The 22,488-nt window shown below is 46.7% G+C and carries 24 protein-coding genes; 13 read left to right on the top strand and 11 right to left on the bottom strand.

What is annotated here, in order from left to right:
• The first annotated feature begins 64 nt into the window (after positions 1-64).
• Both H6F77_RS26130 and H6F77_RS26125 read left to right on the top strand, forming a co-directional pair.
• Positions 65-904 carry an LmeA family phospholipid-binding protein gene (locus tag H6F77_RS26130; protein WP_190491846.1) on the top strand — a complete coding sequence of 280 codons (840 nt, stop codon included), beginning with the start codon at positions 65-67 and terminating at the stop codon, positions 902-904.
• 107 nt (positions 905-1,011) lie between these two features.
• Complete coding sequence (locus tag H6F77_RS26125) at positions 1,012-1,725, top strand: GerMN domain-containing protein (RefSeq protein WP_190491845.1); 714 nt, start codon at positions 1,012-1,014, stop codon at positions 1,723-1,725.
• A gap of 82 nt (positions 1,726-1,807) precedes the next feature.
• Here H6F77_RS26125 and H6F77_RS26120 read toward each other — a convergent pair whose 3' ends face one another.
• From H6F77_RS26120 to efp, 3 genes are all read right to left on the bottom strand, one after another.
• Entirely contained in the window at positions 1,808-2,200 is a 393-nt protein-coding gene (locus tag H6F77_RS26120) for an ArsR/SmtB family transcription factor (protein ID WP_514131605.1), read from the bottom strand.
• Positions 2,201-2,226: 26 nt separating this feature from the next.
• Positions 2,227-2,718 (bottom strand): acetyl-CoA carboxylase biotin carboxyl carrier protein, encoded by a 492-nt coding sequence (gene accB / locus H6F77_RS26115; protein WP_190491843.1) that lies wholly within the window; start codon positions 2,716-2,718, stop codon positions 2,227-2,229.
• A gap of 118 nt (positions 2,719-2,836) precedes the next feature.
• Entirely contained in the window at positions 2,837-3,394 is a 558-nt protein-coding gene (efp, locus tag H6F77_RS26110; RefSeq protein ID WP_190491856.1) for an elongation factor P, read from the bottom strand.
• Between the two features lie 198 nt (positions 3,395-3,592).
• Between efp and H6F77_RS26105 the strand changes: the two genes are divergently transcribed.
• The 3 genes from H6F77_RS26105 (at position 3,593) to thiL (ending at position 6,273) form a co-directional block, all read left to right on the top strand.
• Complete coding sequence (locus H6F77_RS26105) at positions 3,593-4,696, top strand: peptidylprolyl isomerase (protein WP_190491842.1); 1,104 nt, start codon at positions 3,593-3,595, stop codon at positions 4,694-4,696.
• Positions 4,697-4,766: 70 nt separating this feature from the next.
• Positions 4,767-5,129, top strand: a complete 363-nt coding sequence (locus H6F77_RS26100) for a hypothetical protein (protein ID WP_309228925.1) — start codon at positions 4,767-4,769, stop codon at positions 5,127-5,129.
• A gap of 127 nt (positions 5,130-5,256) precedes the next feature.
• Positions 5,257-6,273 (top strand): thiamine-phosphate kinase, encoded by a 1,017-nt coding sequence (thiL, locus tag H6F77_RS26095; RefSeq protein ID WP_190491841.1) that lies wholly within the window; start codon positions 5,257-5,259, stop codon positions 6,271-6,273.
• Positions 6,274-6,314: 41 nt separating this feature from the next.
• Here the strand turns inward: thiL and H6F77_RS26090 are convergent, their stop codons facing one another.
• Together H6F77_RS26090 and H6F77_RS26085 are read right to left on the bottom strand one after the other, a co-directional pair.
• On the bottom strand, positions 6,315-7,328 hold the full coding sequence (locus H6F77_RS26090; RefSeq protein WP_190491840.1) for a type I glyceraldehyde-3-phosphate dehydrogenase: 1,014 nt from the start codon (positions 7,326-7,328) through the stop codon (positions 6,315-6,317).
• Between the two features lie 165 nt (positions 7,329-7,493).
• Complete coding sequence (locus H6F77_RS26085; protein ID WP_190491839.1) at positions 7,494-7,781, bottom strand: hypothetical protein; 288 nt, start codon at positions 7,779-7,781, stop codon at positions 7,494-7,496.
• Between the two features lie 1,754 nt (positions 7,782-9,535).
• Between H6F77_RS26085 and murC the strand changes: the two genes are divergently transcribed.
• The 3 genes from murC to H6F77_RS26070 all read left to right on the top strand — a co-directional run bounded on the left by murC (position 9,536) and on the right by H6F77_RS26070 (position 12,634).
• Positions 9,536-11,071: a UDP-N-acetylmuramate--L-alanine ligase gene (murC, locus tag H6F77_RS26080; protein ID WP_190491838.1), complete on the top strand. Its 1,536-nt coding sequence runs from the start codon at positions 9,536-9,538 to the stop codon at positions 11,069-11,071.
• A gap of 115 nt (positions 11,072-11,186) precedes the next feature.
• Positions 11,187-12,164: a UDP-N-acetylmuramate dehydrogenase gene (gene murB, locus H6F77_RS26075; RefSeq protein ID WP_190491837.1), complete on the top strand. Its 978-nt coding sequence runs from the start codon at positions 11,187-11,189 to the stop codon at positions 12,162-12,164.
• 119 nt (positions 12,165-12,283) lie between these two features.
• On the top strand, positions 12,284-12,634 hold the full coding sequence (locus H6F77_RS26070; protein WP_190491836.1) for a YbaB/EbfC family nucleoid-associated protein: 351 nt from the start codon (positions 12,284-12,286) through the stop codon (positions 12,632-12,634).
• A gap of 82 nt (positions 12,635-12,716) precedes the next feature.
• Here H6F77_RS26070 and H6F77_RS26065 read toward each other — a convergent pair whose 3' ends face one another.
• Positions 12,717-14,081, bottom strand: coding sequence for an SGNH/GDSL hydrolase family protein (locus H6F77_RS26065; protein ID WP_190491835.1), 1,365 nt, complete (start codon positions 14,079-14,081; stop codon positions 12,717-12,719).
• A gap of 243 nt (positions 14,082-14,324) precedes the next feature.
• Between H6F77_RS26065 and H6F77_RS26060 the strand changes: the two genes are divergently transcribed.
• A complete protein-coding gene (locus tag H6F77_RS26060) occupies positions 14,325-14,816 on the top strand; it encodes a low molecular weight protein-tyrosine-phosphatase (RefSeq protein ID WP_190491834.1) in 492 nt (163 codons plus the stop codon).
• 75 nt (positions 14,817-14,891) lie between these two features.
• On the opposite strand, the gene H6F77_RS26055 is transcribed toward H6F77_RS26060, so the two are convergent.
• Positions 14,892-15,527, bottom strand: a complete 636-nt coding sequence (locus H6F77_RS26055; protein ID WP_190491833.1) for a response regulator transcription factor — start codon at positions 15,525-15,527, stop codon at positions 14,892-14,894.
• Positions 15,528-15,614: 87 nt separating this feature from the next.
• Between H6F77_RS26055 and H6F77_RS26050 the strand changes: the two genes are divergently transcribed.
• Positions 15,615-16,376, top strand: coding sequence for an HpcH/HpaI aldolase family protein (locus H6F77_RS26050; RefSeq protein WP_190491832.1), 762 nt, complete (start codon positions 15,615-15,617; stop codon positions 16,374-16,376).
• A gap of 134 nt (positions 16,377-16,510) precedes the next feature.
• Positions 16,511-17,179: a 2OG-Fe dioxygenase family protein gene (locus H6F77_RS26045; protein WP_190491831.1), complete on the top strand. Its 669-nt coding sequence runs from the start codon at positions 16,511-16,513 to the stop codon at positions 17,177-17,179.
• A 492-nt stretch (positions 17,180-17,671) separates the two neighbouring features.
• Here H6F77_RS26045 and H6F77_RS26040 read toward each other — a convergent pair whose 3' ends face one another.
• From H6F77_RS26040 to H6F77_RS26025, 4 genes are all read right to left on the bottom strand, one after another.
• Positions 17,672-19,258 (bottom strand): glucose-6-phosphate isomerase, encoded by a 1,587-nt coding sequence (locus H6F77_RS26040; protein ID WP_190491854.1) that lies wholly within the window; start codon positions 19,256-19,258, stop codon positions 17,672-17,674.
• Positions 19,259-19,288: 30 nt separating this feature from the next.
• Positions 19,289-19,471 carry a hypothetical protein gene (locus H6F77_RS26035; protein ID WP_190491830.1) on the bottom strand — a complete coding sequence of 61 codons (183 nt, stop codon included), beginning with the start codon at positions 19,469-19,471 and terminating at the stop codon, positions 19,289-19,291.
• 3 nt (positions 19,472-19,474) lie between these two features.
• Positions 19,475-19,732 carry a cytotoxic translational repressor of toxin-antitoxin stability system gene (locus H6F77_RS26030; protein WP_190491829.1) on the bottom strand — a complete coding sequence of 86 codons (258 nt, stop codon included), beginning with the start codon at positions 19,730-19,732 and terminating at the stop codon, positions 19,475-19,477.
• A 115-nt stretch (positions 19,733-19,847) separates the two neighbouring features.
• Positions 19,848-20,156, bottom strand: a complete 309-nt coding sequence (locus H6F77_RS26025) for a hypothetical protein (protein WP_242022631.1) — start codon at positions 20,154-20,156, stop codon at positions 19,848-19,850.
• Between the two features lie 417 nt (positions 20,157-20,573).
• On the opposite strand from H6F77_RS26025, the gene H6F77_RS26020 reads away from it, so the two are divergent.
• Together H6F77_RS26020 and H6F77_RS26015 are read left to right on the top strand one after the other, a co-directional pair.
• Complete coding sequence (locus H6F77_RS26020; RefSeq protein ID WP_190491828.1) at positions 20,574-21,449, top strand: branched-chain amino acid ABC transporter permease; 876 nt, start codon at positions 20,574-20,576, stop codon at positions 21,447-21,449.
• Positions 21,439-22,278, top strand: a complete 840-nt coding sequence (locus H6F77_RS26015; RefSeq protein ID WP_199321558.1) for an ABC transporter ATP-binding protein — start codon at positions 21,439-21,441, stop codon at positions 22,276-22,278. Before H6F77_RS26020 ends, H6F77_RS26015 begins: the two co-directional genes overlap by 11 nt.
• Positions 22,279-22,488 lie beyond the last annotated feature (210 nt).

The following is a 22,488-nucleotide window of genomic DNA, read 5'->3' as shown; positions in this document are numbered from 1 at the left end:
GGACTCAAGCGAATATCCATGAAGCGTCTAACTTAATAAATAAAAACCTGCTGCGGATTAACAAATGGAATTAATAACAATCCTCTTATCTGGCTTGCTTGCTTTCGTCTCACCCGCTGGTTTAGTTATTGACACTGTTGCTGAGGGTGCTATTCGCTCTCGGTTTGATAAAGTCGAGCAGTTGCAAGTCCGCGTTGATAATGCGCCCTCGTACCAAGTGGCGCAAGGTAAGGTGGATCGCGTGAGGCTTGCTGGGCGAGGGTTGTGGCTGACGCCAGAGGTGAGGATTGACCAATTAGAAGTGGAAACAGATCCGGTTGCTCTGGACTTAAAGCGTCTCAGACAAAGCGGCGAGAAACAACCAAAAGGCAAGAGGCGATCGCTCACAGACACCATCGCTGGTATCTCTAAAGATCCAGTCCAGGGCGCGGTGCATTTGGTTATAACTGAGAAAGATATTAATCAGGCTCTAAAGTCACCAAAGGTTGCACAAAGGTTGCAGGAGCTAGCACGTCGCTCCCTCGGTTCCGCTGCTGCTTTCTTGCCAGAAGATTATCAAATTCTCAACCCAAAAGTGGACTTTTTGGCTGACAATCGGCTGCGATTCCAAGTGGACTTACAGGGTCAGGAAAATACTGACAAGCTGGCTGTTAACATCGAGTCAGGGCTGGGCCTAGTGTCAGGGCGGCAGCTACAGCTGATTGCGCCAGTGGTGACGGTAAACGGAAATCCAGTTCCGCCCCAATTTGTAAGCGCACTTACGTCGGGTGCGAGCAGCAGATTAGATCTCCGCAACTTGGAGGATACAGGCATCATTGCGCGACTTTTACAATTTAAAATAGATAGCGATCGCTTAGAACTAGCAGCATTTGTTCGGCTCCAGCCACCCAATACCAGCAAGTAGCCATTAGCTCTTGCACGTAACTTTCGGAAAAGTTGTGGCCTCAATGTATTTAGTAGTTAGGCCTCCTCACACATATCCAACCAAAATTCTGATGGAGGACCCTTTATATGCAAGAAGATAAACAACCAGGCCGTCGCATTTCCAATGGCGCAATTGCCGGGATATCGGCGGCAGTATTAGCGGCGGGGGGTGCTGGAGCTTGGTGGGCGTTAAATTCAGGTCAGCCTGCAACCCAGGCGCCCCCTGTCACAACGACCACGCCCCAGCCCGCTCCCACGACTGCGACCCAGCCCGTTCCCACAACGACAACCCAACCCGTTCCCACAGCTACGACGCCGATTACCACAGCGTCTCAAGCGCCGCAGCCAACGCAGAGTCTGCCGCCAGCAGCCGAGAAAACAGTTCAAGTTTATTGGCTTAAAAAAACGGGCAGGATTGAAGTGGTGCCGAGTTCCATCCAGCTACAAAAGACCAACAGCAAACCCACTGCGCTTTTAGGGGATGCTTTTAATACCCTTTTATCGGGACCGACTGACGCGAATTTAACAAGCACCATCCCGTCGGGGACAAAACTTCGCAGCGTCGATGTGAGAGAGGATGGCATTCACGTTAATTTATCCCAAGAATTTACCACAGGGGGGGGAACTACCTCGATGACGGGTAGAGTGGCGCAAGTCCTTTACACCGCAACCAGCCTCAATCCAGATGCGAAAGTCTGGATTGATGTGGAGGGGAAAAAGCTGGAAATCTTAGGTGGGGAAGGCTTAGAGCTGGATCAGCCGCTGACGCGCAAGAAATTTGAGGCTGACTATCAGCTATAGGTTAATGTTCATCGTTCATTGTTCAACAGTTCCCGCTGTGAACCATGAACTATGAACCCTTAAGCATCGCTCGTTAACAACATCAGTGTTTGTTGGCAAGACTGAAGTCACGAAAGTGACGAGCTTGCTGTTCAATCCGAGTAGCGAGGCGATCGCAAACAAGATTGCACAGCTCGAAAATTAGCTCGTCTTCGACCTTGTAGTAAGCGGATGTTCCTTCAGAGCGGCGGCTGAGTATACCCGCTTGTAACATCACTTTCAGGTGCTTTGATACATTAGCTTGACTGGTATCGGTCGCCTCAACCAGTTCTTGCACGCATTTCTCGCTGTCGCGCAGCAAGTTCAAAAGCCGCAGACGCATCGGCTCACTAAGAATACTGAAGTATTCTGCAACTTGTTGTGTAACTTCTTGCGGTACAGGTGTGATTTGTTGCATCCGATTAACCCGAAGGAACTGATCCCCAAATTTTAGCAGCTAGTATGTATATAACAATAGAGGAATCATTGTTCCGGATTAATCCGCATTAATGGCTGTCCGTATTCTACTGGTTGGCCATTTTCGACAAGTATTTCCATCACACTTCCAGATACCTCAGCTTCAATTTCATTCATCAGTTTCATCGCTTCAATGATACAGACCGTTTGACCAGTGCGTATGCGATCGCCCACTTCACAAAATGGCGGTTCATCCGGAGCAGGCGAACGGTAAAACGTTCCTACCATAGGGGATGTCACCTCCACCCATCTCCTATCAATTGGTGGAGAAGCAGCAGGTGTAGCGTCACGACCCGCAGGTTCTGGGCTGGGTGTAGGGGGGAGCGTCGGTGTTGGCGCAGTTGTGCCAGCAGCACCAAAATTAGCTGGGGCTTGCGTACCCCCCATGCCTTTACGCACTGTAAGTTCAAAATCAGCGCTTTTTAAGATCAGTTCCGCGATGTCAGTATGAGCGATCGCTGCTAGCAGTTCCCTAAGTTCGTTGAAGTCTATTGCCATAGATGTCTTTAGTCCTTTGTTCTTAATCCTTAGTCTTTAGTCCTTAGTCCTTAGTCCCTTACCAATGACCAATGACCAAGGACCAATGACCAATGACACTTGACCAATGACTTCTGCACTATTCCCGACCCATGTATGTATCGGTGCGAGTGTCAACTTTGATTCGCTCTCCTATAGAAATAAACAGAGGAACCATCACTTGAGCACCAGTTTCGACAATAGCGGGTTTTGATCCCCCCGTCGCAGTATCGCCTTTCACACCCGGATCGGTTTGTGTAACTTCTAGCACAACGGAGTTAGGCAGTTCCACTTCCAAAACAGCTTCGCCCCAACGGACGACGTTTACTTCCATGCCTTCTTTGAGATATTTGACGCGATCTCCAATCTGTTCTCGGCGCAGAGTAGCTTCTTCATAGCTTTCCATATCCATAAAGACGAACTGCTCGCCCTCTTTATAGGTATGCTGCATCGTGCTTTTTTCCAGGTTGGCTTGGGGTACAGTTTCTCCCGCCCGGAACGTTTTTTCCACAACGCTTCCACTCTGCACGTTTTTCAGCTTCGTCCGCACAAAAGCCGAACCTTTCCCTGGCTTGACGTGGAGAAATTCCACCACTCGCCAGACACCTCCATCCAATACAATCGTCACACCAGGTCGAAAGTCGTTACTCGAAATCATAAATCTTTGAGTCAGTTGCCTAGTTGGCAGAACAATTGGCATCCTATTTTACCGCGTGCGCGGTGTATTGCCTGTATTGTCAATTGGAATCGACGCTCATGACGGCTGGGGACAGGCGTATGGGAAGATTAAGAATGGAGTTTTTGAGCCTATAAAGCTGCTGAAGGCAACTGCTTGGCAGCAACTGGGAATTAATTTATGCTTCATTCAAACCGTTCCCTGCTCGATTGGTGTAAGCGCTTGTTTAAAACTGGTGTATCGGCACTGCTGCTGATGTCTTTGTCAGTTGGACTCAGTGCTGCATTACCGCCTGGGAATGCCATTACTGACGGCAAAGCTTTGTTAAGGTATGCACTACCGATTGACAACAAGCCAGTGCGGGAAGTTCAAGCCAGTTTAGAAGATATTGCCACACAACTGCGCGGTAAGCGATGGAATCCTATAAATGGGGATATTACCAAAGCATCTGTAATTCTCCGCGATCGCGCCGATAAAATCCTCGCTAGTGTCCCGGAGGCAAAAAAACCCCAAGCCGAAGACCTGATTGCCAAAATGAACGAGGACATCGCCAGCCTGCGCGAGGCAGTCGAAGCTAAAGATAAGGAAAACATTTGGCTCGAACGAGGCAAAATCCTCGACAAAGTAGGTCAGCTAGAAGAACTAATGGTGCAAGAGTTCCCCTATGAAGTGCCCTCAGAGTTCAGCAACCTGCCTCAACTCAAAGGTCGCGCTACCGTAGAAATGGCAACCAGTAAAGGTAATCTCACCTTAGTGCTTGATGGCTACAGTGCGCCCGTTACGGCTGGTAACTTTGTAGATTTAGTACAGCGCGGTTTCTATAATGGCCTGGAGTTCACCCGTGCTGAAGAATCTTATGTAGTCCAAGCTGGAGATCCACCCGGAAAAGATGTGGGTTTCATCGATCCTGCAACTGGCAAATACCGCGCTATTCCCCTCGAAGTGCTGGTGAAAGGTGATAAAGCCCCCATGTACGGTATTACTCTAGAAGAGGCCGGACGTTTCCGCGAAGACCCAGTTCTGCCCTTCCAAGCCTACGGTACTGTTGCTCTGGCTCGTCCAGAAGGCGAAACCGATGGCGGCTCTTCTCAGTTTTTCTTCTTCCTATATGAACCCGAACTGACTCCAGCAGGACGCAATTTGTTGGATGGACGTTATGCGGTTTTCGGTTATTTGATTGAAGGGAAAGAGGTTCTCGAAAAAATCAAGCCGGGGGATAAGATTGAGTCAGCTAAGGTTGTCCAAGGGTTAGATAATTTAGTCGAGCCGCAGAAAACAGCCTAATTAGAGTTTTGAGTTTTGAGTTAGGAATTTAAAGAACTGATAACTCATAACTTTTATAGTAAGGTGGGCAGTGCCCACCTTACTTTCTAATAGCAGCTTCACTCATAATATTAATAAATTAGCTATGGCAATTCTTGAGGTGATATTAATAGTCGGGCTGGGTGTCAGCGCAGTTATGTTATTTACCAGTGCCTTCCAGCAGCGCCAGCAGCAGGTGCTTGTAGAGAATGCTTTTTATAAATTGCTGGAAGAACAAGATAGTTGTATTTCGTTAATCCAGTTAGCCGCAGCTGCTAGAGTCGATACCGAGTTGGCAAAGCAATACCTAGAGCGCCAAGTTAAGTTGTTGAACGCGCTTACAGAAGTTGATGATGATGGGAATACATTTTATCGCTTTCCCAAACTTAGACATCCCTATTCAGATAGAAATTAGCATCATATGGGAGAAGAAACAAAGCGATCGCTCTGTTTTTTCTGATACATGAGTTGAGGCGCGATCGCACCTTTTTTTATCTCTATTCTCTCCACGTTCTCCAAGCGGGAAGGTTCTTAAAAACTCCATGAAAATTCGCGACATAGGCGAACAAGGTTTGTTGTCACGATTGCAGCGCTTTTGTGCAGCAGAAATAGTCGGAGATGATGCAGCCGTACTGGAGACTCATCCCGACAAATCTTTAGTAGTGACAACAGATTTACTGGTGGATGGGGTACATTTTAGCGATCGCACTACTTCCCCACAAGACGCAGGTTGGCGTGCCGCAGCTGCCAATTTATCAGATTTAGCCGCAATGGGAGCATCCCCACTAGGCATTACAGTAGGTTTAGCCGTAACTGCCGATTTACCAGTCGCCTGGGTTGAGCAACTCTACCAAGGACTCACCCAATGCCTAAACGCATACAACACGCCGATTGTTGGCGGTGATATCTGTCGCTCAAATGTAGTTACAGTAGCAATTACAGCCTTTGGCGAAGTCTCCCCAACTCATATCATCCGTCGAGGTAATGCCCAGGTTGGGGATGCGATCGTCGTCACTGGCTTTCACGGCGCATCGCGAGCGGGGCTAGAATTACTCCTCCACCCCGAATCAGGCAAAAATCTTAGTGGATCTGAACAGACATTTTTAATACAGGCTCACCAGCGACCCAAACCCCGCCTGGATGTCTTGCCTATCCTCTGGGAAATTCTAAATTCCCAATCCAAAATCCAAAATCTAAAATCCGAAATTCGAGTAGCTGGCATGGACAGCAGCGACGGTTTAGCAGACGCCGTTGTGCAAATCTGCCGATGCAGTGGAGTCGGGGCACAAATTGAGCGCAACTGGATTACTATTCCAGACGCACTTAAGCGCATGGTTTCGTCAGAGCGATCGCTCGAATGGGCATTATACGGCGGCGAAGATTTTGAACTCGTGCTGTGTCTGCCTCCAGAGTCAGCAGAAGCATTAGTAAAAAAATTGGGTGAGAGTGCAGCAGTAGTCGGGACAATTACAACAGGCTCTCAAGTCTTGTTAGTAGACTCCAGCGGTTTATATCCCAACCAACAAATCACTCTCGCCCAAGGGTTTCAGCATTTTTAGAAATTATGAATTTTGAATTAATAACTCAAAACTCAAAACTTTTAAGCAACCCACTTTTCGCCCACCAGTTCAGCAAGATCCACAACCCGCTGGCTGTAGCCCCACTCGTTGTCGTACCAAGCCACAACCTTAACCAGGTCATTGCCCATAACCATAGTCAAGCTTGCATCCACAATAGCCGAGGAATTGGTACCGCGATAATCTGACGAGACAAGATCCAGGTCGCTGTATTCCAGAATCCCTTTCAGGTAGCCTTCAGCGGCATCCTTCAGGGCTTGGTTTACTTCTTCAGTGAAAGTCGGCTTCTCGACCTGAATTACCAAATCCACAACGGAAACGTTGGGAGTTGGGACGCGCAAAGCAATACCATTCAGTTTGCCCTTGAGGTCTGGCAGCACCAAAGCAACTGCTTTGGCGGCACCAGTTGAAGTAGGCACAATGTTGAGCGCGGCAGCCCGTGCCCGACGCAGATCCCGGTGACTGGCATCCAGCAAGCGCTGGTCGCCAGTGTAGCTGTGGGTCGTCGTCATCGTGCCTTTGATAATATGGAATTTTTCGTGCAGCACTTTGGCAACGGGTGCTAGGCAGTTGGTGGTGCAGCTAGCATTGCTGATGATTACGTGCTTGTTGTGGTCGTAGTCTTGATGGTTGACACCGACGACGAACGTGCCGTCATCTCCTTTGCCAGGAGCGGTAATCAAAACTTTCTTAGCGCCAGCGTTTAAATGCTTGGATGCCCCTGCCTTGTCTGTAAAGACTCCGGTCGATTCGATGATCAGGTCGATTCCCCAATCTTTCCAGGGCAAGTTTTCTGGGTTGCGATCCGATGTGCATTTAACAGTATGGCCGTTTACTGTGATGGAGTTGTCATCGCAACTAATGTCAGCGTTAAACTTGCCCAGCATGGAATCATACTTCAGCAAGTGGGAGTTTGTTTTTGGGTCGGAAGTGTCATTGATGGCAACGACTTCAATATTGCTATTTTCTCGACCCAGCCAGCACCGCATGAAGTTGCGTCCGATGCGTCCAAAACCGTTGATCGCTACTCTAATCACAGCGTCTTGCCCTCTGTCTTATAGCTCAGTAAATTCTTATTGATGACCCAGATCATATCGCAAAGCGGTAAGCGAGAAGTTATCTGCTTTTTGTCGGTTGTCTGTTGTCCTCGATCTATTGCCCTTGTCCCCTTAGAAGGGAAAGGCGTATGGCGTTTAGGTAAATTATCCAGTACGTGGGGGATCGGCGTAAAGTATTGGGTCGATCGTGGTTTCAATGACATTGCCCCCAACCGAGAATATATTCGAGCGATCGCGCGATAAATGGGGGATCGAAGCGATATCAGTAGCGATATCAAATCTCGCGCTTAAGTCCCCCTTCTGGCTGAAGTCGGTATCCTCCATAAGTGCGATCGCAGCGCCAGCGGCTCCTCTACCAGAAAATCCCGCTTCGATGGTAAATTTTTGTTTGTAAATGATATTTATGATAATTAACTGTCTAACATTACGCAATAATAATTTCTTACTTTATTAAAAATTTATAGATGTAGTTCTTCATAGATAGCGTTCAAAAGCTTTAGAGAAAAATTATAATTTCCTGCTAGCAATAGTATTAACTACTGTACTGATTACAGTAATTGCCAGTTTCCGTCCGCCTCTGAAATTGACACTTTGAGCCAATTCCTTGGGTGCTTCCACATATAGCCGCTTTAATGGCTGGTTCTCGTAAAATGGCTAAGTTTTTGTTTAGGTAAGCGCATAAGTTGCAGGCTATAGGTAAAGTTTAATAGCGCATTGCCTCACAAAATAAGTTTAAAATAAATATAAGTCATAATCCATTGCATTAGAGCAATGCGATCGCTAGCTAATTAAATCACTTTAAAATTGAGCTTTATAAATATATAGTTTAATTAAGCGATCGCTCAATTTAGAGATTTTAAGGCTAACAAAGTTAAAAATATTTAGAATTAGGGTATAACTAAATATTTTGCCTGCATTTCTAGCAAACTAAAAATATCAAAACTTAACCTCTCTGCCGTTTAAAGTAATACAGGGAAGCTATATAAGAGGATATTGCATTTTCAAGAAAACTAAGTGTAGTAGAATAAATATCAAAGATATCCCAAGCATATATGTTTGGGGCTGCCCGTGTCAGATCCCCACGCCTACATATCATCTGGGTATATATGAAGCAAAGGCTCATAAATTGTAAAATAGTTTATAACGATTAATTTTGAAGATAGCATTTCTTTATTTAACCCCGCTGCCTCTGGTTTGTAATGCTGCTTGGTACGGCCTACAAACGGTATTAAATTAAGAGTCGTCTATAAATAAAAAACTTTTTTATTTATTAATAAATATTTAAATATTTAAATATTTAAAAAACTGGCTCTAATCAAATAAGATTAACAACTATTTTGATTTGATTTATAATATTATATCAAATATACAATTAACTACAGAAAAATAGAGAAGCTTACCCAAGCATATTTACTTAAAACACTTATTTTTCTATTTCACAATATAAAGCAGTATTACATTAATTCATTCCCGAAAACTCATCATCAATTTAATTCATCGAAGTTCTAGCATAAAGCTTACTGTAAGCTTTATGCTAAGTAAATATAAAAACGCTATTTTAACCTGTTTTTTACAACTAAAATACTTTTACAGGTTGCAATAAAGAATTACATAAATATACAAAGAGTGTATTAAATTATTTATTCATAAGTGATAGTTTTCAACTTGAAAAAAGCGCAATTTAATCGTATTTTGCAATATTAATTAGCTTTAGTTGCCATCCAGTTTGAGAACTTATGTAATTCTCAGATGGCTATTGTAATTGTGTCTGCTATGTCCGGAGGCCACAGTTGAGAAGTTGTATATCGATCTTAGCTGAGGTGGACAGTAGACGTTTGGCGGCAGAACCATCAACAGGTGCGTAGTTTGTTGCTGGTGGACACAATTGTGAGTTAAAGAGAAAAACGAGTAATGGCCTGATCGAAGACCTAGTGGGAGTTTTACCCAGAATTCTCCGGAATAACAATAAATTTTAGCGATAAAAGATAAAACCAGTCCGGGGGGAGAAGCAACTGGGTGAAGAAGGGATTAAACTACAACTGAAGCAAACCCAGCAAAATACAGCGATCGCGCAAGCGTTGGTACTGTAAATATCGTCAGGGATGTATCGGGAAAAAACAATTCTTGATATGATTAGCGCGTGTTAACGGTGCAGTTTGGTGCGGTGTGGTGTGTAAGGAGCTAAGATGCCGAATAATGTTGATTTTAGCGGGAGGCCATTTCATTTCATCGGCATTGGTGGAATTGGAATGTCAGCCTTGGCCTACGTTCTAGCAAAGCGGGATCTGCCAGTATCTGGGTCAGATATTCATTCAAGTCATATTACCCAGCGCTTGCAATCGGTCGGTGCTCATATTTTTGGAGGTCAAGAGGCCACAAACTTAGAATTTTTTCAACCGACCACAAACAAAATTTGGGAAGCCTTACCAGCAGCAGCGATAGGGACGAGTAATTCTCAGGAATCGCCCCTTGAGGAAGCACAGACGGTGCATGCAAAGTATGTCCGCGATCGCGCCGCCTCTGCTTCCCCTAATGTAGGACTGCTACCGCAGGTAATTTGTTCAACAGCAATCAATACAGCAAATGCCGAGTATAAAGCGGCGCTGGACAGGGGATGTCCTATTTTTCATCGCTCTGATTTATTGGCGGCTTTGATTGAGGATTATCAGAGTATTGCAGTAGCAGGCACTCACGGTAAAACCACAACCAGCAGCATGATTGGGTATATGCTGCTAAACGCTGGTTTAGACCCGACAATTGTAGTCGGTGGTGAAGTGAATGCCTGGGGAGGCAACGCGAGGTTAGGACAAAGCCCCTATCTAGTTGCCGAAGCAGATGAATCAGATGGTTCTTTAGTTAAACTTTCAGCCGCTATTGGTGTGGTGACGAACATTGAGCTGGATCATCCAGACCACTACGCGAGCCTAGAGCAGGTGATTAACACCTTTAATATATTCGCGCTGCGCTGTAAGACTGTGGTGGGGTGCATTGATTGCAGTGTAGTCAGAGATAGACTCAAACCCACAATCAGCTATAGCCTCCAAAGGGATACGGGAGCTGATTACACAGTAGATGAAGTAAATTATGGGCCGTTTGGAACAGAGGCAAGGGTTTGGGAAAGAGGAAAGATCCTTGGGAAACTGAAGTTGAAGTTGCTGGGCAAACATAATCTCAGCAATGCGCTGGCGGCAGTAGCTGTAGGACGCATATTGAATGTGGACTTTGAAGCGATCGCATCTTCTATCGCCACCTTCGAGGGAGCTAGGAGACGATTTGAACTTAAGGGCGAGAGCAATGGCATTTTATTCGTGGATGACTACGCTCACCACCCCAGCGAAATCCGCGCCACGCTAGCCGCTGCACGGTTGCAAGTTCAAGAACCGCGACGGCTCGTTGCCATTTTCCAGCCCCACCGTTACAGTCGGACTCTTACCTTTCTACGAGAATTTGCTGAATCTTTTAACGATGCCGACATTGTTGTTCTCAGTGATATTTACAGTGCGGGAGAACCAAATTTAGGGGAAATTACTGGTGAACGGGTTGCAGAACTAATTGGACTGCACCATCCCAAAGTTCATTACCAACCATCTCTCCAGGCAGTGGGTAAGTGTCTAACAGAAATCCTTCGTCCAGGCGACTTAGCCCTGTTCTTGGGAGCAGGAAACCTCAATCAGATTATTCCCTCAGTTATGGCCTCACATCAAACGAGTCAAGAGAAGTAAAGCAGGGAAACCCTGCATGGTTAGGAGCGAGGAGTTAATAATTTATTACCTTTGCTCAAAATTCAAACCTCGTTTTGTTGCGTAGGCCTTTAGGCATTCAAGCGCGTGAATCTTTATGACTCTTTCCTATAATCCCCCCAGTACTGTGGACGCTTCAACATCCGGGCAAGAATCCGTGAAACAGTCACGTATTTACTTACCAGGAACAAATTGTCTAGTGCGATCGCAAGTTTCTTTGGGCAGCTTGACCTCCTATAGAGTTGGCGGCCCAGCAGAATGGTATGTAGCTCCTCAACGCCTCGAAGACTTAGCCGCAAGTTTTGAATGGGCACATTCTCAATCGTTACCCATCACCTTATTGGGAGCAGGTTCAAATCTCCTAGTAAGCGACAACGGTCTTCCCGGTTTAGTCGTCGGTACTCGCCATCTCCGCCACACTCATTTCGATGCCGAAACAGGTCAAGTGACTGCGGGCGCTGGCGAACCCCTTGTCCGCTTAGCTTGGCAAGCAGCTAAACTAGGCTGGCAAGGATTGGAGTGGGCAGTTGGCATCCCAGGTACAGTCGGCGGCGCAGTGGTAATGAACGCAGGCGCTCACCTAAGCGATACTGCCTCAATTCTTGTCAACACCCATTTGTTATCACAAAACGGTAACGTTGAGATTCTTAGCCCTCAAGAGTTGGGGTATGCCTACCGCACCTCAATTCTGCAAGGGGACAAGAGGCTAGTAACACAAGCTACCTTCCAGCTACAACCAGGTGCAGATCCAGCCTTGGTTATGGCAACTACCCAAAAACATTTAGAAAAACGGCAGACAACACAACCCTACCACTTACCTTCTTGTGGCAGCGTCTTCCGCAATCCCGACTCCCACAAAGCAGCTTGGCTAATTGAACAAACAGGGCTTAAAGGCTACCAAATTGGTGGCGCTCAAGTAGCTCAGCGCCATGCAAACTTTATTCTCAACTGCGGCGGCGCAAAAGCAAATGATATCTTTCAGCTCATCCGCTACGTTCAGCAGCAAGTAGAACAGCATTGGTCTCTCTCCTTAGAGCCAGAAGTAAGAATCTTAGGTGATTTTCAGCCAGGCTAGCCCAGACTTAGACTGTCTTCAGGTTGGCTTTGGCATAGGGAAATTAATCTTCTCTTCGCTAGGGATACTAAGATCGAGATTGACGAACACATTCAACTACTAATACAGCGGGAATCGCTATGACCAAAGGACAAGGATTTGGCGGCTTCGGTCTCGGAAAAATGAAAGAGCTGGCCGAAGCTTTCAAAAAAGCACAGCAGGTTCAAGAAGGTGCTAAACGGCTCCAAGAAGAATTGGAGCAAATGGAGATTGAAGGTCAGGACGAAAGCGGCTTGGTGAAGGTTGTTCTTAGCGGTAACCAGGAACCTCGGCGTGTAGTAATTTCCCAAGACGCTTACAGCCAAGGAGCGGAAGCGCTTTCGGAACTGGTAACAGACGCAATGATGGATGCCTACGATAAGTCCACAGCTACCATGCGGGAACGTATGGAAGAGCTTACAGGCGGACTTAATATTGCTGGACTCGGATAAAAGCAAAAGTCAAAAGAAAGGAAAAATTATTTCTTTTGCTATTTTTCCCAGGCATAGCCTGGGAAAGATTTTTACTTTTTCGTTATCTTAGAGGCTTTGGTGGAGGCGGCTGTAGTTGCGGCAAGTCCAAAATAGCCTTATACAGGCGGTCGGCAAGTACGGTATTGGCTTCATCTGTAAGGTGAACGGCGTCGTGAAAAGCCTGAGAGGGGAAATTCTCGTAAAGCTTGTAGAGGTTTAGCGATCGCACATTTGTGGGGAACGCTTGCTGCACCTGCTGTGTAGCTTTCGCCAATTCTGCATATCCGGCCTGCACCCGTTGGGTGTAGGTCGAACCTAATTCATCTTTGACGAGCTTTTCCTCTGTTGGCGATCGCTTACTCTTAGCAGTAATCTCTGGCTGAAGCGCGACAATCAAAGGAATCTGAGCGGGTGCCGCCAGTCGAGCCATCTGCAAAATATTATTCTTATAGCGCTCAGTGCGACTTTTTAGCTCAGTTGGGTTGTCTGCCAACCTTTTAACTAAAGGTGTTTCCTGGTCAGTCACCGCCAAACTCAGACGGGTTACAGGCTGTTCGGGGCGCAATAACCAGTAATTCGTTGCTTTAACTAAATAAGCTTGATTAACCCACTCCTGCATCTTCTGCTTCAGATATACCCAGTAATGATGAGGCGCGTTGTTCGCAAAGGTATCTAGATGCGGAATATTAACTTCCTGTTGCGAACTAGGCAGCATTAAGTCGGCATAACCATCCAAAGCCACAATAACATCGGGAGAGTACGCCCATATCTTGAGAGCTAACTGAGCCAGCTCGTTACCAGATGCATACCCCGGTACGGCAGCATTGATAACACGATATTTACCGTCGCGAATCGGTATCGGTAGGGTGAGGGCTTGCAACCTTTCTGGTCTGTATACAGGCAGCGGATCTGGGCGAAAGCTCTGTGGAACTGCTTTCTGCTGCGCCACCCTTTGATTGAGCAAGTTCTCTAATTTAGCGGCAAATGTGGTTTGGTTATTCAAACTCATTTGGCCAAAAGCTGTCGATCCGCCTACAACAAAAACCCGAATTTCATCCTTTGGTTTCGCTTCGGGAACCGCCTTCAAGTCCCGAAAACCCTGCTCGTTAATCTGCCAGTATTCGTTTTTCTGGTTTTCTGCTAATTTGTAGCTCGTTGATAAACGCCGTTTGGCGATCAAGCTCCCATAATTGGGCAGAAGGTCGTAGGGTTTCCCCGCTTGATCTAGAAACTTGAGGCGGTAGGCGTTGACAATTGGGGTATCGCCTTCATAACTTGTCAGTTCATCCCTTTTGCCCGTAGCACCCACGATCGTGCGTGTGAGCAGTTCCAGAACAATCAAGATCAGGGGTATGGCTAAGAGTATGAGTAGAGGCTGGAACGGTCGGCTGCGTTTTTGGTAAGCTCTACGGCGGGGCTTGAACATTTTGTAATCTATGTAACCTACAAAGCTCAATCTTATATGGACTGTGGACTATGGGCATTGGACAGCCAGGCGCGACGGATGATGATGTATAGAAAGTTTAAATTCTATAGTCACAATTAATCCGAATGCAGTTTGACACTGCATACAAATAGTGGTAGATATACTTAGCGATCGCGGCTGGCTCCTCTTCAACCCTGTTGCGCTTAAACGCGCACTCCGGGTGTTACAAAATTGAAATTACCTATGCCTTACAAGTTACTCTTCGTCTGCCTTGGTAATATCTGCCGTTCGCCTGCGGCAGAGAACATTATGAACCATTTAATTGAGCAAGTGAACTTAGGCTCAAGTATTATCTGCGATTCAGCGGGGACTGCTGGATATCACATGGGTTGTTCCCCAGATAGCCGTATGGCAGCCGCAGCAATGAGTCGAGGGATTGCGCTCCAAGGGCGAGCGCGACAGTTTAATAAGGCAGACTTTGAGGAGTTTGACCTGATTTTAGCTATGGACAAGGCAAACTACCGAGATATTTTATCCCTAGATCCAACTGGTAAGTATCGCGACAATGTGCGCCTGATGTGTGAATTTTGCACGCGCCATACTGCAAAGGAAGTGCCAGACCCTTACTACGGGGGACCGGAAGGATTTAACCACGTCATAGATTTACTAACGGACGCTTGTGAAGGGCTGCTACAGAAAGTTAGGAATGAGGAATCGCGAATAGGAAATGGGTAATAGGGAATGAGGAATTTGGGAATTTCGGATTCCGGAACCCACTGCTCAATTCCCTATTATCTATGCCTTAATAACTCAGAAGTTTACAAGATGATGCTTTAGGGCAAAACGTAATAGTTCGGCTCGCTTGGTGGTATCTGTTTTTTTGAGCAAGCTGCTGACGTGCTTTTCCACAGTTCGAGGACTGAGGTGGAGATGCTGGCCTATTTCGGCGTTAGACAGGCCAGACGTGACCAAATTCAGCACTTCCTGTTCTCGCTGGGTTAGGTTGATTGGCACTGGAAGTGGCGGGGGGGTTGGCGGCGAGAGTGTCGGAGGCGGCTCGGCGATCGCGTCAATTAGCGATCGCTCCAATAGGTTGCGAATCATCGCCCCCAGCTCCTGCATATCAAAGGGCTTGGGTAGATAAAAATTGCACCCCAACTGGTAGCCTGTAATCCGCTCCTCAATACTTGCCCGCTCTGTTAGGAAAATCACTGGCAACTTTCGGAATACTATTCGTTTGCGAATCTGCCTCACTAATTCATACCCGTCCATCCGAGGCATCATAATGTCAGTGATGAGCAAGTGAGGCTTATAAGTTTCCAGCAAGTCTAAAGCGGCTTGGCCATCCTCAGCCGTGATGACTGAGTAGCCAGCGAACTCCAGGAAATCGTTGATAAACACACGAATTCCTGGATCGTCATCAGCAAGAAGGATCATCAAGGGCATGGGATACTTTGGGCGATCGCGTACTTAACCCCTAGAATAAGTCAAGTCCATTCTCAAAGTTTGACACATCTTAATAGCAAGCCGCCGATGCGTGAAAACCAAGTCAAAAGAAAACTCAAGCAAGGCGATGTCGTACTCGGTTTGTTTATGAACTGTGCGTATCCGGGTTTTATAGAAATTTGCGGACACGCCGGATTTGACTTCGCAGTAATAGACCTCGAACACGGCCCACTACACCCACTGGTTGCAGAAGACCTATGCCGCGCCGCTGACTGCGTGGGTCTCGCACCCATAGTCCGCGTCCGTAAGAATGATGCACCCCAAATCCAACGCGCACTTGACATCGGTAGCGCAGGCGTACAAGTGCCTCAAATAGAAACTAAGGCTGACGCCGAAGCTGTTGTACGCGGTGCCAAGTTCAGCCCCCTTGGTTCTCGTGGTTTATCATTCTACACCCGCGCTGGTCTTTACACTTCAGCCGGGACGCAGATCTCAGACAAATTGAACGAGGAATCTCTCGTTGTCGTTCACGTCGAAGGCAAACGAGGCGTTGAGAACATCCAAGAAATTGCCAGCGTACCTAACATTGATGTTATCTTTCTCGGCCCTTACGACCTGTCGCAGTCTTTGGGTATTCCAGGACAGGTGAGCGATCGCCGCGTTATTGACCTAATGCAGACCGCAGTCCGCGAGATCCGTAACGCCGGCAAAGTCGTAGGTACTTTTGCTGATACTCCCGAAACCGCCAAGCAGTGGATTGATGCTGGCATTCAGTATATCGCCCTTGGCGTGGATGTCGGCATCTTTCTGCGGGCGTGTCAGTCTTTGGTTAAAACGGTGCGTAGTTAACACCGCCCCTGGCTCTCAAGCCATTTATTTTTGTTACCGTCGGCACAGATTTATAGTTTTTTCTGTCTATGCTTGATGTATGTCCCTCCTTAAGTGGATTTTAGCAGGGATCAAAGCTAACCAAGGAAAACTATATGCAAACACTATTAGGATCGACGAACTTAGATTATGCCATGATGTTTGCTTTACATCAAGTCGAGTCCGTCGAGTTAGAGGGATTCGAGCCATTCTTTAGGGATCTTCCTGTAGATCCTTATATAAAAGGCAACTACCGCACTAGGCGATTATCTCGGTTCAAAGTCGCAGCGGATGAGTTAATAAAACTACCTCATGGCTACTTGTTCCAAAGCAAACACTACAATCCTTTAGTGGGTGACATAAGAAGAGAGTTTGCCGAACTAGACGAGGCAATGATAGAGCTTAAAGCTTTTAAAAAACTTATCTTTGCCTTTATTGATTACTGCCAACTTAACTCGGAAGGAAGCGAGATAGGAGTTCATCAGATCAGAACTAGCTGTTCTCCGACTAATTATGGAAATCCAGCGCCCGAAGGCATCCATAGAGATGGCACTGATTTAATCGGTATATTCTCGGTTGACAGAGCAAATATTCAAGGAGGGGAAACGCATCTATACAAATCTAAAAAGGATAGCCCCGTTTTTAATAAAGTCTTGAATCCGGGCGAATTACTACTTGTTAACGACCGAGAATTCTTTCACTTTACTACACCGATTAAACCCCTATCTGATGGTGAAGGTACAAGGGACGTGTTTGTTCTGACTTGCCCCAGCTTACTTGTATAAGCCAGACGGTATACATCAGCGTCTCTACAGGTAAGGTGGGCAGTGCTGCGCTACTCTACCTTCTGGATAAAAGGCGAAGCCTTTAGGAGCAAACTAAAAATTAACATTAAAAGCCCGGTTTATTATTAATAAAAACGGGCTTTTAATGTGGTTTAGGAGGATAAATCTAGATTTTTGCACAGCCGGGACATTCTAGTTATTCAAGCAATGCTTTAGCTAGTTAAATATCGTAAGGGAAAGGTGGTTTTAGGGGTTGACAATCCCTTTTTGGATAGAGGGATGATGCAGGTCTGAACTTGTGTATAGTTCGGTGATGGCGATCGCTCATCCAAGTGTACTTATAACGCCAATTCTTCAAGGTCACAACGCACTATTATTAATATCTTTTACACCTATATCTAATAAAGCCAAAATATGATAAATGGAACCCGACCTATTACAGTCGGGTTACGTTACTTTTCAACAAGTAAAATTTGTTAGTAATAGTCCTGCTTAAGTTGCCGACACGGTTAAACTAGCAGGTTTACTTGGATTGCCATGCAATGTGACACCCCGTTGGTTCGCTTGCAGATGGCGGACAATTTTGTAAATCGCCTCAATCTGGTCAGAAGCCCCAGCTTTTTCAGCCACTTGGCTAAGATAAAGCGGCTTGCCTTCTTCTTGGAGAACCTTCACAACTTTTCGCTGTAAATCCAGCACCGACGCCGCCGCTTTCTTACCAGCTTCCACCCCAGGCTGGTGGTAAGCGTTGACGTTAACCAGGAAACCATAAAGGCCAACAGCACGCTCGTAGAGGGCTATTAAGGCTCCAACAGTGCGGGCATTCACGCTGGGAATCGTTACCGTGATGGAATCCCGCTGATTTTCATAAAGGGCAAGGCGGGTTCCCTGCAACAGTCCAGAAAGATAATCTCCCGACGTGACACCAGCCTCGACTTCTGGGGATGTTCCTTGCCTGTCTTCTAACACCTCAATAAAAGTGAGGAAGAAATTTCGGACGCCCTCCCGCAATTGCTGCACGTAGGCGTGTTGGTCGGTTGAACCTTTGTTGCCGTAGACGGCAATACCTTGGTAGACGGTATTACCATCAAGGTCTTTTTCCTTGCCCAGCGATTCCATCACCAATTGTTGCAGGTAGCGGCTGAATAGCAGCAAACTGTCTTTGTAGGGCAGCACAACCATATCTTTTTCGCCCTTACCGTTACCTGCGAAGTACCAGGACAAGGCTAGCAAAGCGGCTGGGTTTTGTTTGATCTGGGGTACGCGGGTGGCAGCGTCTATTTCTTTTGCGCCGTCCAGCATGGCGCGGATATCAATTCCCTGTAGGGCGGCTGGGAGCAAGCCCACAGCTGACATTTCCGAGGTGCGTCCTCCCACCCAATCTTCCATCGGGAAGGTTGCCAACCAACCAGAGGATTTTGCCATTTTGTCTAGGTTGCTATCCTCGCCTGTGATGGCTACGGCATGAGGTGCGAAGTCTAAGTTTTTAGAAGCATAGGCTTTTTGCACTTCAATCATGCCGTTGCGGGGTTCTGGCGTTCCTCCAGATTTGGAGATGACTATGACCAAAGTGCTAGAAAGGCGGTCTTGCAGCTTGGTTAGCACGCGGTCAATGCCAGCTGGATCGGTGTTGTCGATGAAGTGGATCGCTAGAGGAGGGAAGTCTGGGGCGAGGGCTTGGGCGACGAACTGGGGGCCTAGAGCTGAGCCACCGATGCCAATAGAAATAATATCGGTAAATTTGCTTGCTTTGGGAGGACGGATTTCGCCGCTGTGAATATGCTTGGCAAAAGCCTCAATCTGTTCCAGGGTTTGGACAATTTTTTGTTTTAGTTCTGGAGCAGGTGCTAAATCGGGGTCGCGCAGCCAGTAGTGACCAACCATGCGGTCTTCGTCGGGGTTGGCGATCGCTCCCCCCTCCAAAGCCTTCATATCCTCAAAAGCTTTCTCAAACTTCGGCTGCAATGATGCGACAAATGCATCGTCAAACCGCATCCGACTGACATCTAGGTAAAATTCCAACCCCTCGTGGTAATAGAGCCAATCCTGGTAACGTTGCCAAAGTGCAGCTGCATCCATACGCACGTCTCTACTCACTGTTTTTACTCATCACAAGTTTAAATTAATAGGCAATCCCCTATCGGTAATTGGTAATGCGGGATTGAGTTTTGTAGAGATGACTGGGAATCGCGTCTGAGTTTTGCGGAGCCGGAGACGCTCCGCCTCCGGAGTTTCATCCTCTCCCCATCTCCCCAGATCTGGGACTCCGGACTCCGGACTACCAATTACCAAACGTTAAATGTCAGGTTTGGGCAGAACCCGCAGGATTTTAACGATATGCCCCGTAACTTCAATGCCAATCAGATAGTTATCTACACTGAAGCGGTAATATATGCCATTAGCGTCGATTCGCTTTATTTCCGGCAGGTCTTGAATCTGATTGATCTCGATAAACTCTTCAAAGACGAAATTGTAGATCCGCTCCCTAGCCGCGTACTCCAAGCTCTTGAGGTCGCGCAGAAAAGACCGGGCATAGCGCACTTCTAGTTTCACTTTCGCAGCCAAAAGCTCCAAATGGCAAATATAGACCCCCATCGCAGGGGATAGCTCTCCGAGTAACGCTCGCTCGCCTAAGCAAGCCTAAGCGCAATAGCGCATCGCGCCAGACTTAGGGAAAGTGTAACAAGCGTAAAGCTTCTTCGCGGGTCAATGTCTCCCCTGGTTGCACAATTTGTTTCGACTCTTGTATGGCTCTGAGCATATATAGGTCATAATAAAGCGGTTGCAGAACTTTCCAGGCAGATTGCAAGTTCTCATCAGACAGTTCCTCAATGAGATTAGGTAAGTTAGCACTTAAGCGGTTTAATCGACCTCTGAGAAAATTTATAGCCAAGATGTTGCTCCAGGGTAGGTCTGCATATTGTGTCCGGTTGATTAACCGACCGAATAACGTTGATGGTGAAGCTAAGTAAGTCAAAAACGCCAAGCGTCTCAGCCGCAGCCAACGCTCTAAAGGCTCTCCGGCAAAAGAAAGAAAAGCTATGCGCTTGAAGACTTTTAGCCAGTGCGTATAGGCAAATTAAATGTGGGACAGCAAAGAGGCGATCGCTTGATTGCCCAAATAATAAGCAACTTGATATTAGAGGTTATAGCGGTTCTCATTTGAATTCATTTGAATACAGTACAACGATGGAGGCGACATGGTACTATACCTCAAATATCAGCTCAAAGTTTGACTAGCTTGGGGCGTGGGTGGGTATGTAGTAATCCCTATCAGGGTTTGAAATTCGATACTGGCATATTCCCACGCTGCGGTACAATCCGATAGCGATCGCTCGCCCTGCCATCAGCTACGGTTATCTTGAGATATTGTTTCCTCCCTTAAGCAATACACATGAATTTTCTAGTTTTAGTGGCAACTTCTGTAGCCACATACGCTTTGTTTAGTCTGGGGTTGAATTTGCAGTGGGGATTCACAGGGCTAATTAATTTCGGGCACGTTGCCTTTATGGCTATTGGGGCATACACAACAGTCTTGTTGAGTATGGCGGGCGTACCTCTAATTTTGGCTGCTATTGTCGGTGCGATTTTAGCGGCACTTTTAGGGTTGTTAATTGGTTTATCTACTCTGCGGCTGCGGGAAGATTACCTCGCCATTGTCACCATCGGCGTCTCTGAATTAGTGCGTCTGGTGGCGCAAAATGAGGAGTGGCTGACAAAGGGCAGCTTTGGGGTGCAAGGGTATCCGCTGCCACTATCAAATAGCGTTGGGTTGATGATACTGTCAGTGCTGACGGTGGCATTGGTGTTCTGGTTGTTGGAGAGGTTGGTGCGATCGCCTTGGGGTCGAGTCCTTAAAGCAATCCGCGAAGATGAGCAAATTCCCAAAGCACTGGGGAAGAATATTTTTTGGTACAAGCTGCAAGCCTTTATGTTGGGAGGAGCGATCGCAGGTATTGCAGGTTCTTTCAACGCATGGTATTTAACTACTGTTTACCCCAATAATTTTGAGCCTCTGATTACCTTCAACGCTTGGACTATTGTTGTTTTAGGCGGTGCTGGTAATAACGTGGGCACCTTAATAGGAGCCGTTCTTTTTTCCACTTATTACGAGATTACTCGCTTTGTACTTCCCGCAATTATTCCCCTAGATACCGCCCGTTTGGCGGCATTTCGGATAATGATTATAGGTTTAATCCTAATTATTCTGATGATGTGGCGACCCCAAGGTATGTTGGGTAAGAAAGAGGAATTGACCCTTGGAAGATAACTTACACGTTCCCTCCGCACCCTCACCGCCAAGCCCTCTCCCATCAAGGGAGAGGGTGGAAACAAGTTTGCAACCCCAATTACTCCTAGCCAGCGGACTTTGCAAAAGCTTTGGCGGTATTAAGGCTGTAAATGATGCAGAAATTCAGGTGGCGCAAGGTAGCATCACCGGGTTAATTGGCCCCAATGGTGCTGGCAAAACCACTTTATTTAACCTATTGTCTAACTTCATTCGCCCAGACAAAGGCCGAGTGATTTTTGATGGCGAACAGATTCAGGACTTACAACCCCATCAAATTGCCCAGATGGGAATGGTGCGGACGTTTCAGGTGGCGCGCGTGCTATCGCGGCTGTCTGTGCTGGAAAATATGTTGCTAGCCGCCCAAAAACAAACTGGAGAAAACTTTTGGAAAGTATGGTTGCAACCGCAATTAGTAGTGCAAGAAGAACGACAATTGCGGGAACGGGCGATGACTATTCTGGAATCTGTGGGGTTGGAAAAGAAAGCGCACGATTATGCGGGGGCGCTGTCTGGAGGACAACGCAAACTGTTAGAAATGGGAAGAGCGCTGATGACTAATCCCAAGCTAATTTTGCTGGATGAGCCTGCGGCTGGGGTGAATCCGACACTGATTAAAGAAATATGCGATCGCATCGTTAATTGGAACCGCGAGGGCATGACATTTTTGATTATTGAACACAACATGGACGTAATTATGTCATTGTGCGATCGCGTTTGTGTTCTCGCCGAAGGTACCAATCTTGCCGCTGGTACGCCCAAGGAAATTCAAAGTAACTCGCAAGTATTAGAAGCATATTTGGGACAGTGATGCTGCTTGAATGATGTGAGGATTTGCTCTAGACTTGCCGGGGCTAATCAGCATACATAATGAAACATTTACACCAGATTTGGTCGGGTGGGTTTAACGGGACTTAAACTAAAATTTAGAATTAATAAAGGTATAATCGAGGTATGGCATAGATTTCACGTTGAAGGGCAAGCTATGAAACAGACAACTCCTGCCGCCATGCCTCCTTGC

Origin of the sequence: Microcoleus sp. FACHB-831 (genome assembly GCF_014695585.1) — a bacterium.
Lineage (GTDB): Bacteria > Cyanobacteriota > Cyanobacteriia > Cyanobacteriales > FACHB-T130 > FACHB-831.
This window is presented reverse-complemented; position numbering and strand designations above follow the sequence as displayed.

Excerpts from the sequence above, each read along its gene's own strand:
- H6F77_RS26130 (WP_190491846.1), top strand. The coding sequence starts at position 65 with ATGGAATTAATAACAATCCTCTTATCTGGCTTGCTTGCTTTCGTCTCA.
- H6F77_RS26125 (WP_190491845.1), top strand. The coding sequence starts at position 1,012 with ATGCAAGAAGATAAACAACCAGGCCGTCGCATTTCCAATGGCGCAATT.
- accB (WP_190491843.1), bottom strand. The coding sequence starts at position 2,718 with ATGGCAATAGACTTCAACGAACTTAGGGAACTGCTAGCAGCGATCGCT.
- efp (WP_190491856.1), bottom strand. The coding sequence starts at position 3,394 with ATGATTTCGAGTAACGACTTTCGACCTGGTGTGACGATTGTATTGGAT.
- H6F77_RS26105 (WP_190491842.1), top strand. The coding sequence starts at position 3,593 with ATGCTTCATTCAAACCGTTCCCTGCTCGATTGGTGTAAGCGCTTGTTT.
- thiL (WP_190491841.1), top strand. The coding sequence starts at position 5,257 with ATGAAAATTCGCGACATAGGCGAACAAGGTTTGTTGTCACGATTGCAG.
- murC (WP_190491838.1), top strand. The coding sequence starts at position 9,536 with ATGCCGAATAATGTTGATTTTAGCGGGAGGCCATTTCATTTCATCGGC.
- murB (WP_190491837.1), top strand. The coding sequence starts at position 11,187 with ATGACTCTTTCCTATAATCCCCCCAGTACTGTGGACGCTTCAACATCC.
- H6F77_RS26070 (WP_190491836.1), top strand. The coding sequence starts at position 12,284 with ATGACCAAAGGACAAGGATTTGGCGGCTTCGGTCTCGGAAAAATGAAA.
- H6F77_RS26065 (WP_190491835.1), bottom strand. The coding sequence starts at position 14,081 with ATGTTCAAGCCCCGCCGTAGAGCTTACCAAAAACGCAGCCGACCGTTC.
- H6F77_RS26060 (WP_190491834.1), top strand. The coding sequence starts at position 14,325 with ATGCCTTACAAGTTACTCTTCGTCTGCCTTGGTAATATCTGCCGTTCG.
- H6F77_RS26055 (WP_190491833.1), bottom strand. The coding sequence starts at position 15,527 with ATGCCCTTGATGATCCTTCTTGCTGATGACGATCCAGGAATTCGTGTG.
- H6F77_RS26050 (WP_190491832.1), top strand. The coding sequence starts at position 15,615 with ATGCGTGAAAACCAAGTCAAAAGAAAACTCAAGCAAGGCGATGTCGTA.
- H6F77_RS26045 (WP_190491831.1), top strand. The coding sequence starts at position 16,511 with ATGCAAACACTATTAGGATCGACGAACTTAGATTATGCCATGATGTTT.
- H6F77_RS26040 (WP_190491854.1), bottom strand. The coding sequence starts at position 19,258 with ATGGATGCAGCTGCACTTTGGCAACGTTACCAGGATTGGCTCTATTAC.
- H6F77_RS26020 (WP_190491828.1), top strand. The coding sequence starts at position 20,574 with ATGAATTTTCTAGTTTTAGTGGCAACTTCTGTAGCCACATACGCTTTG.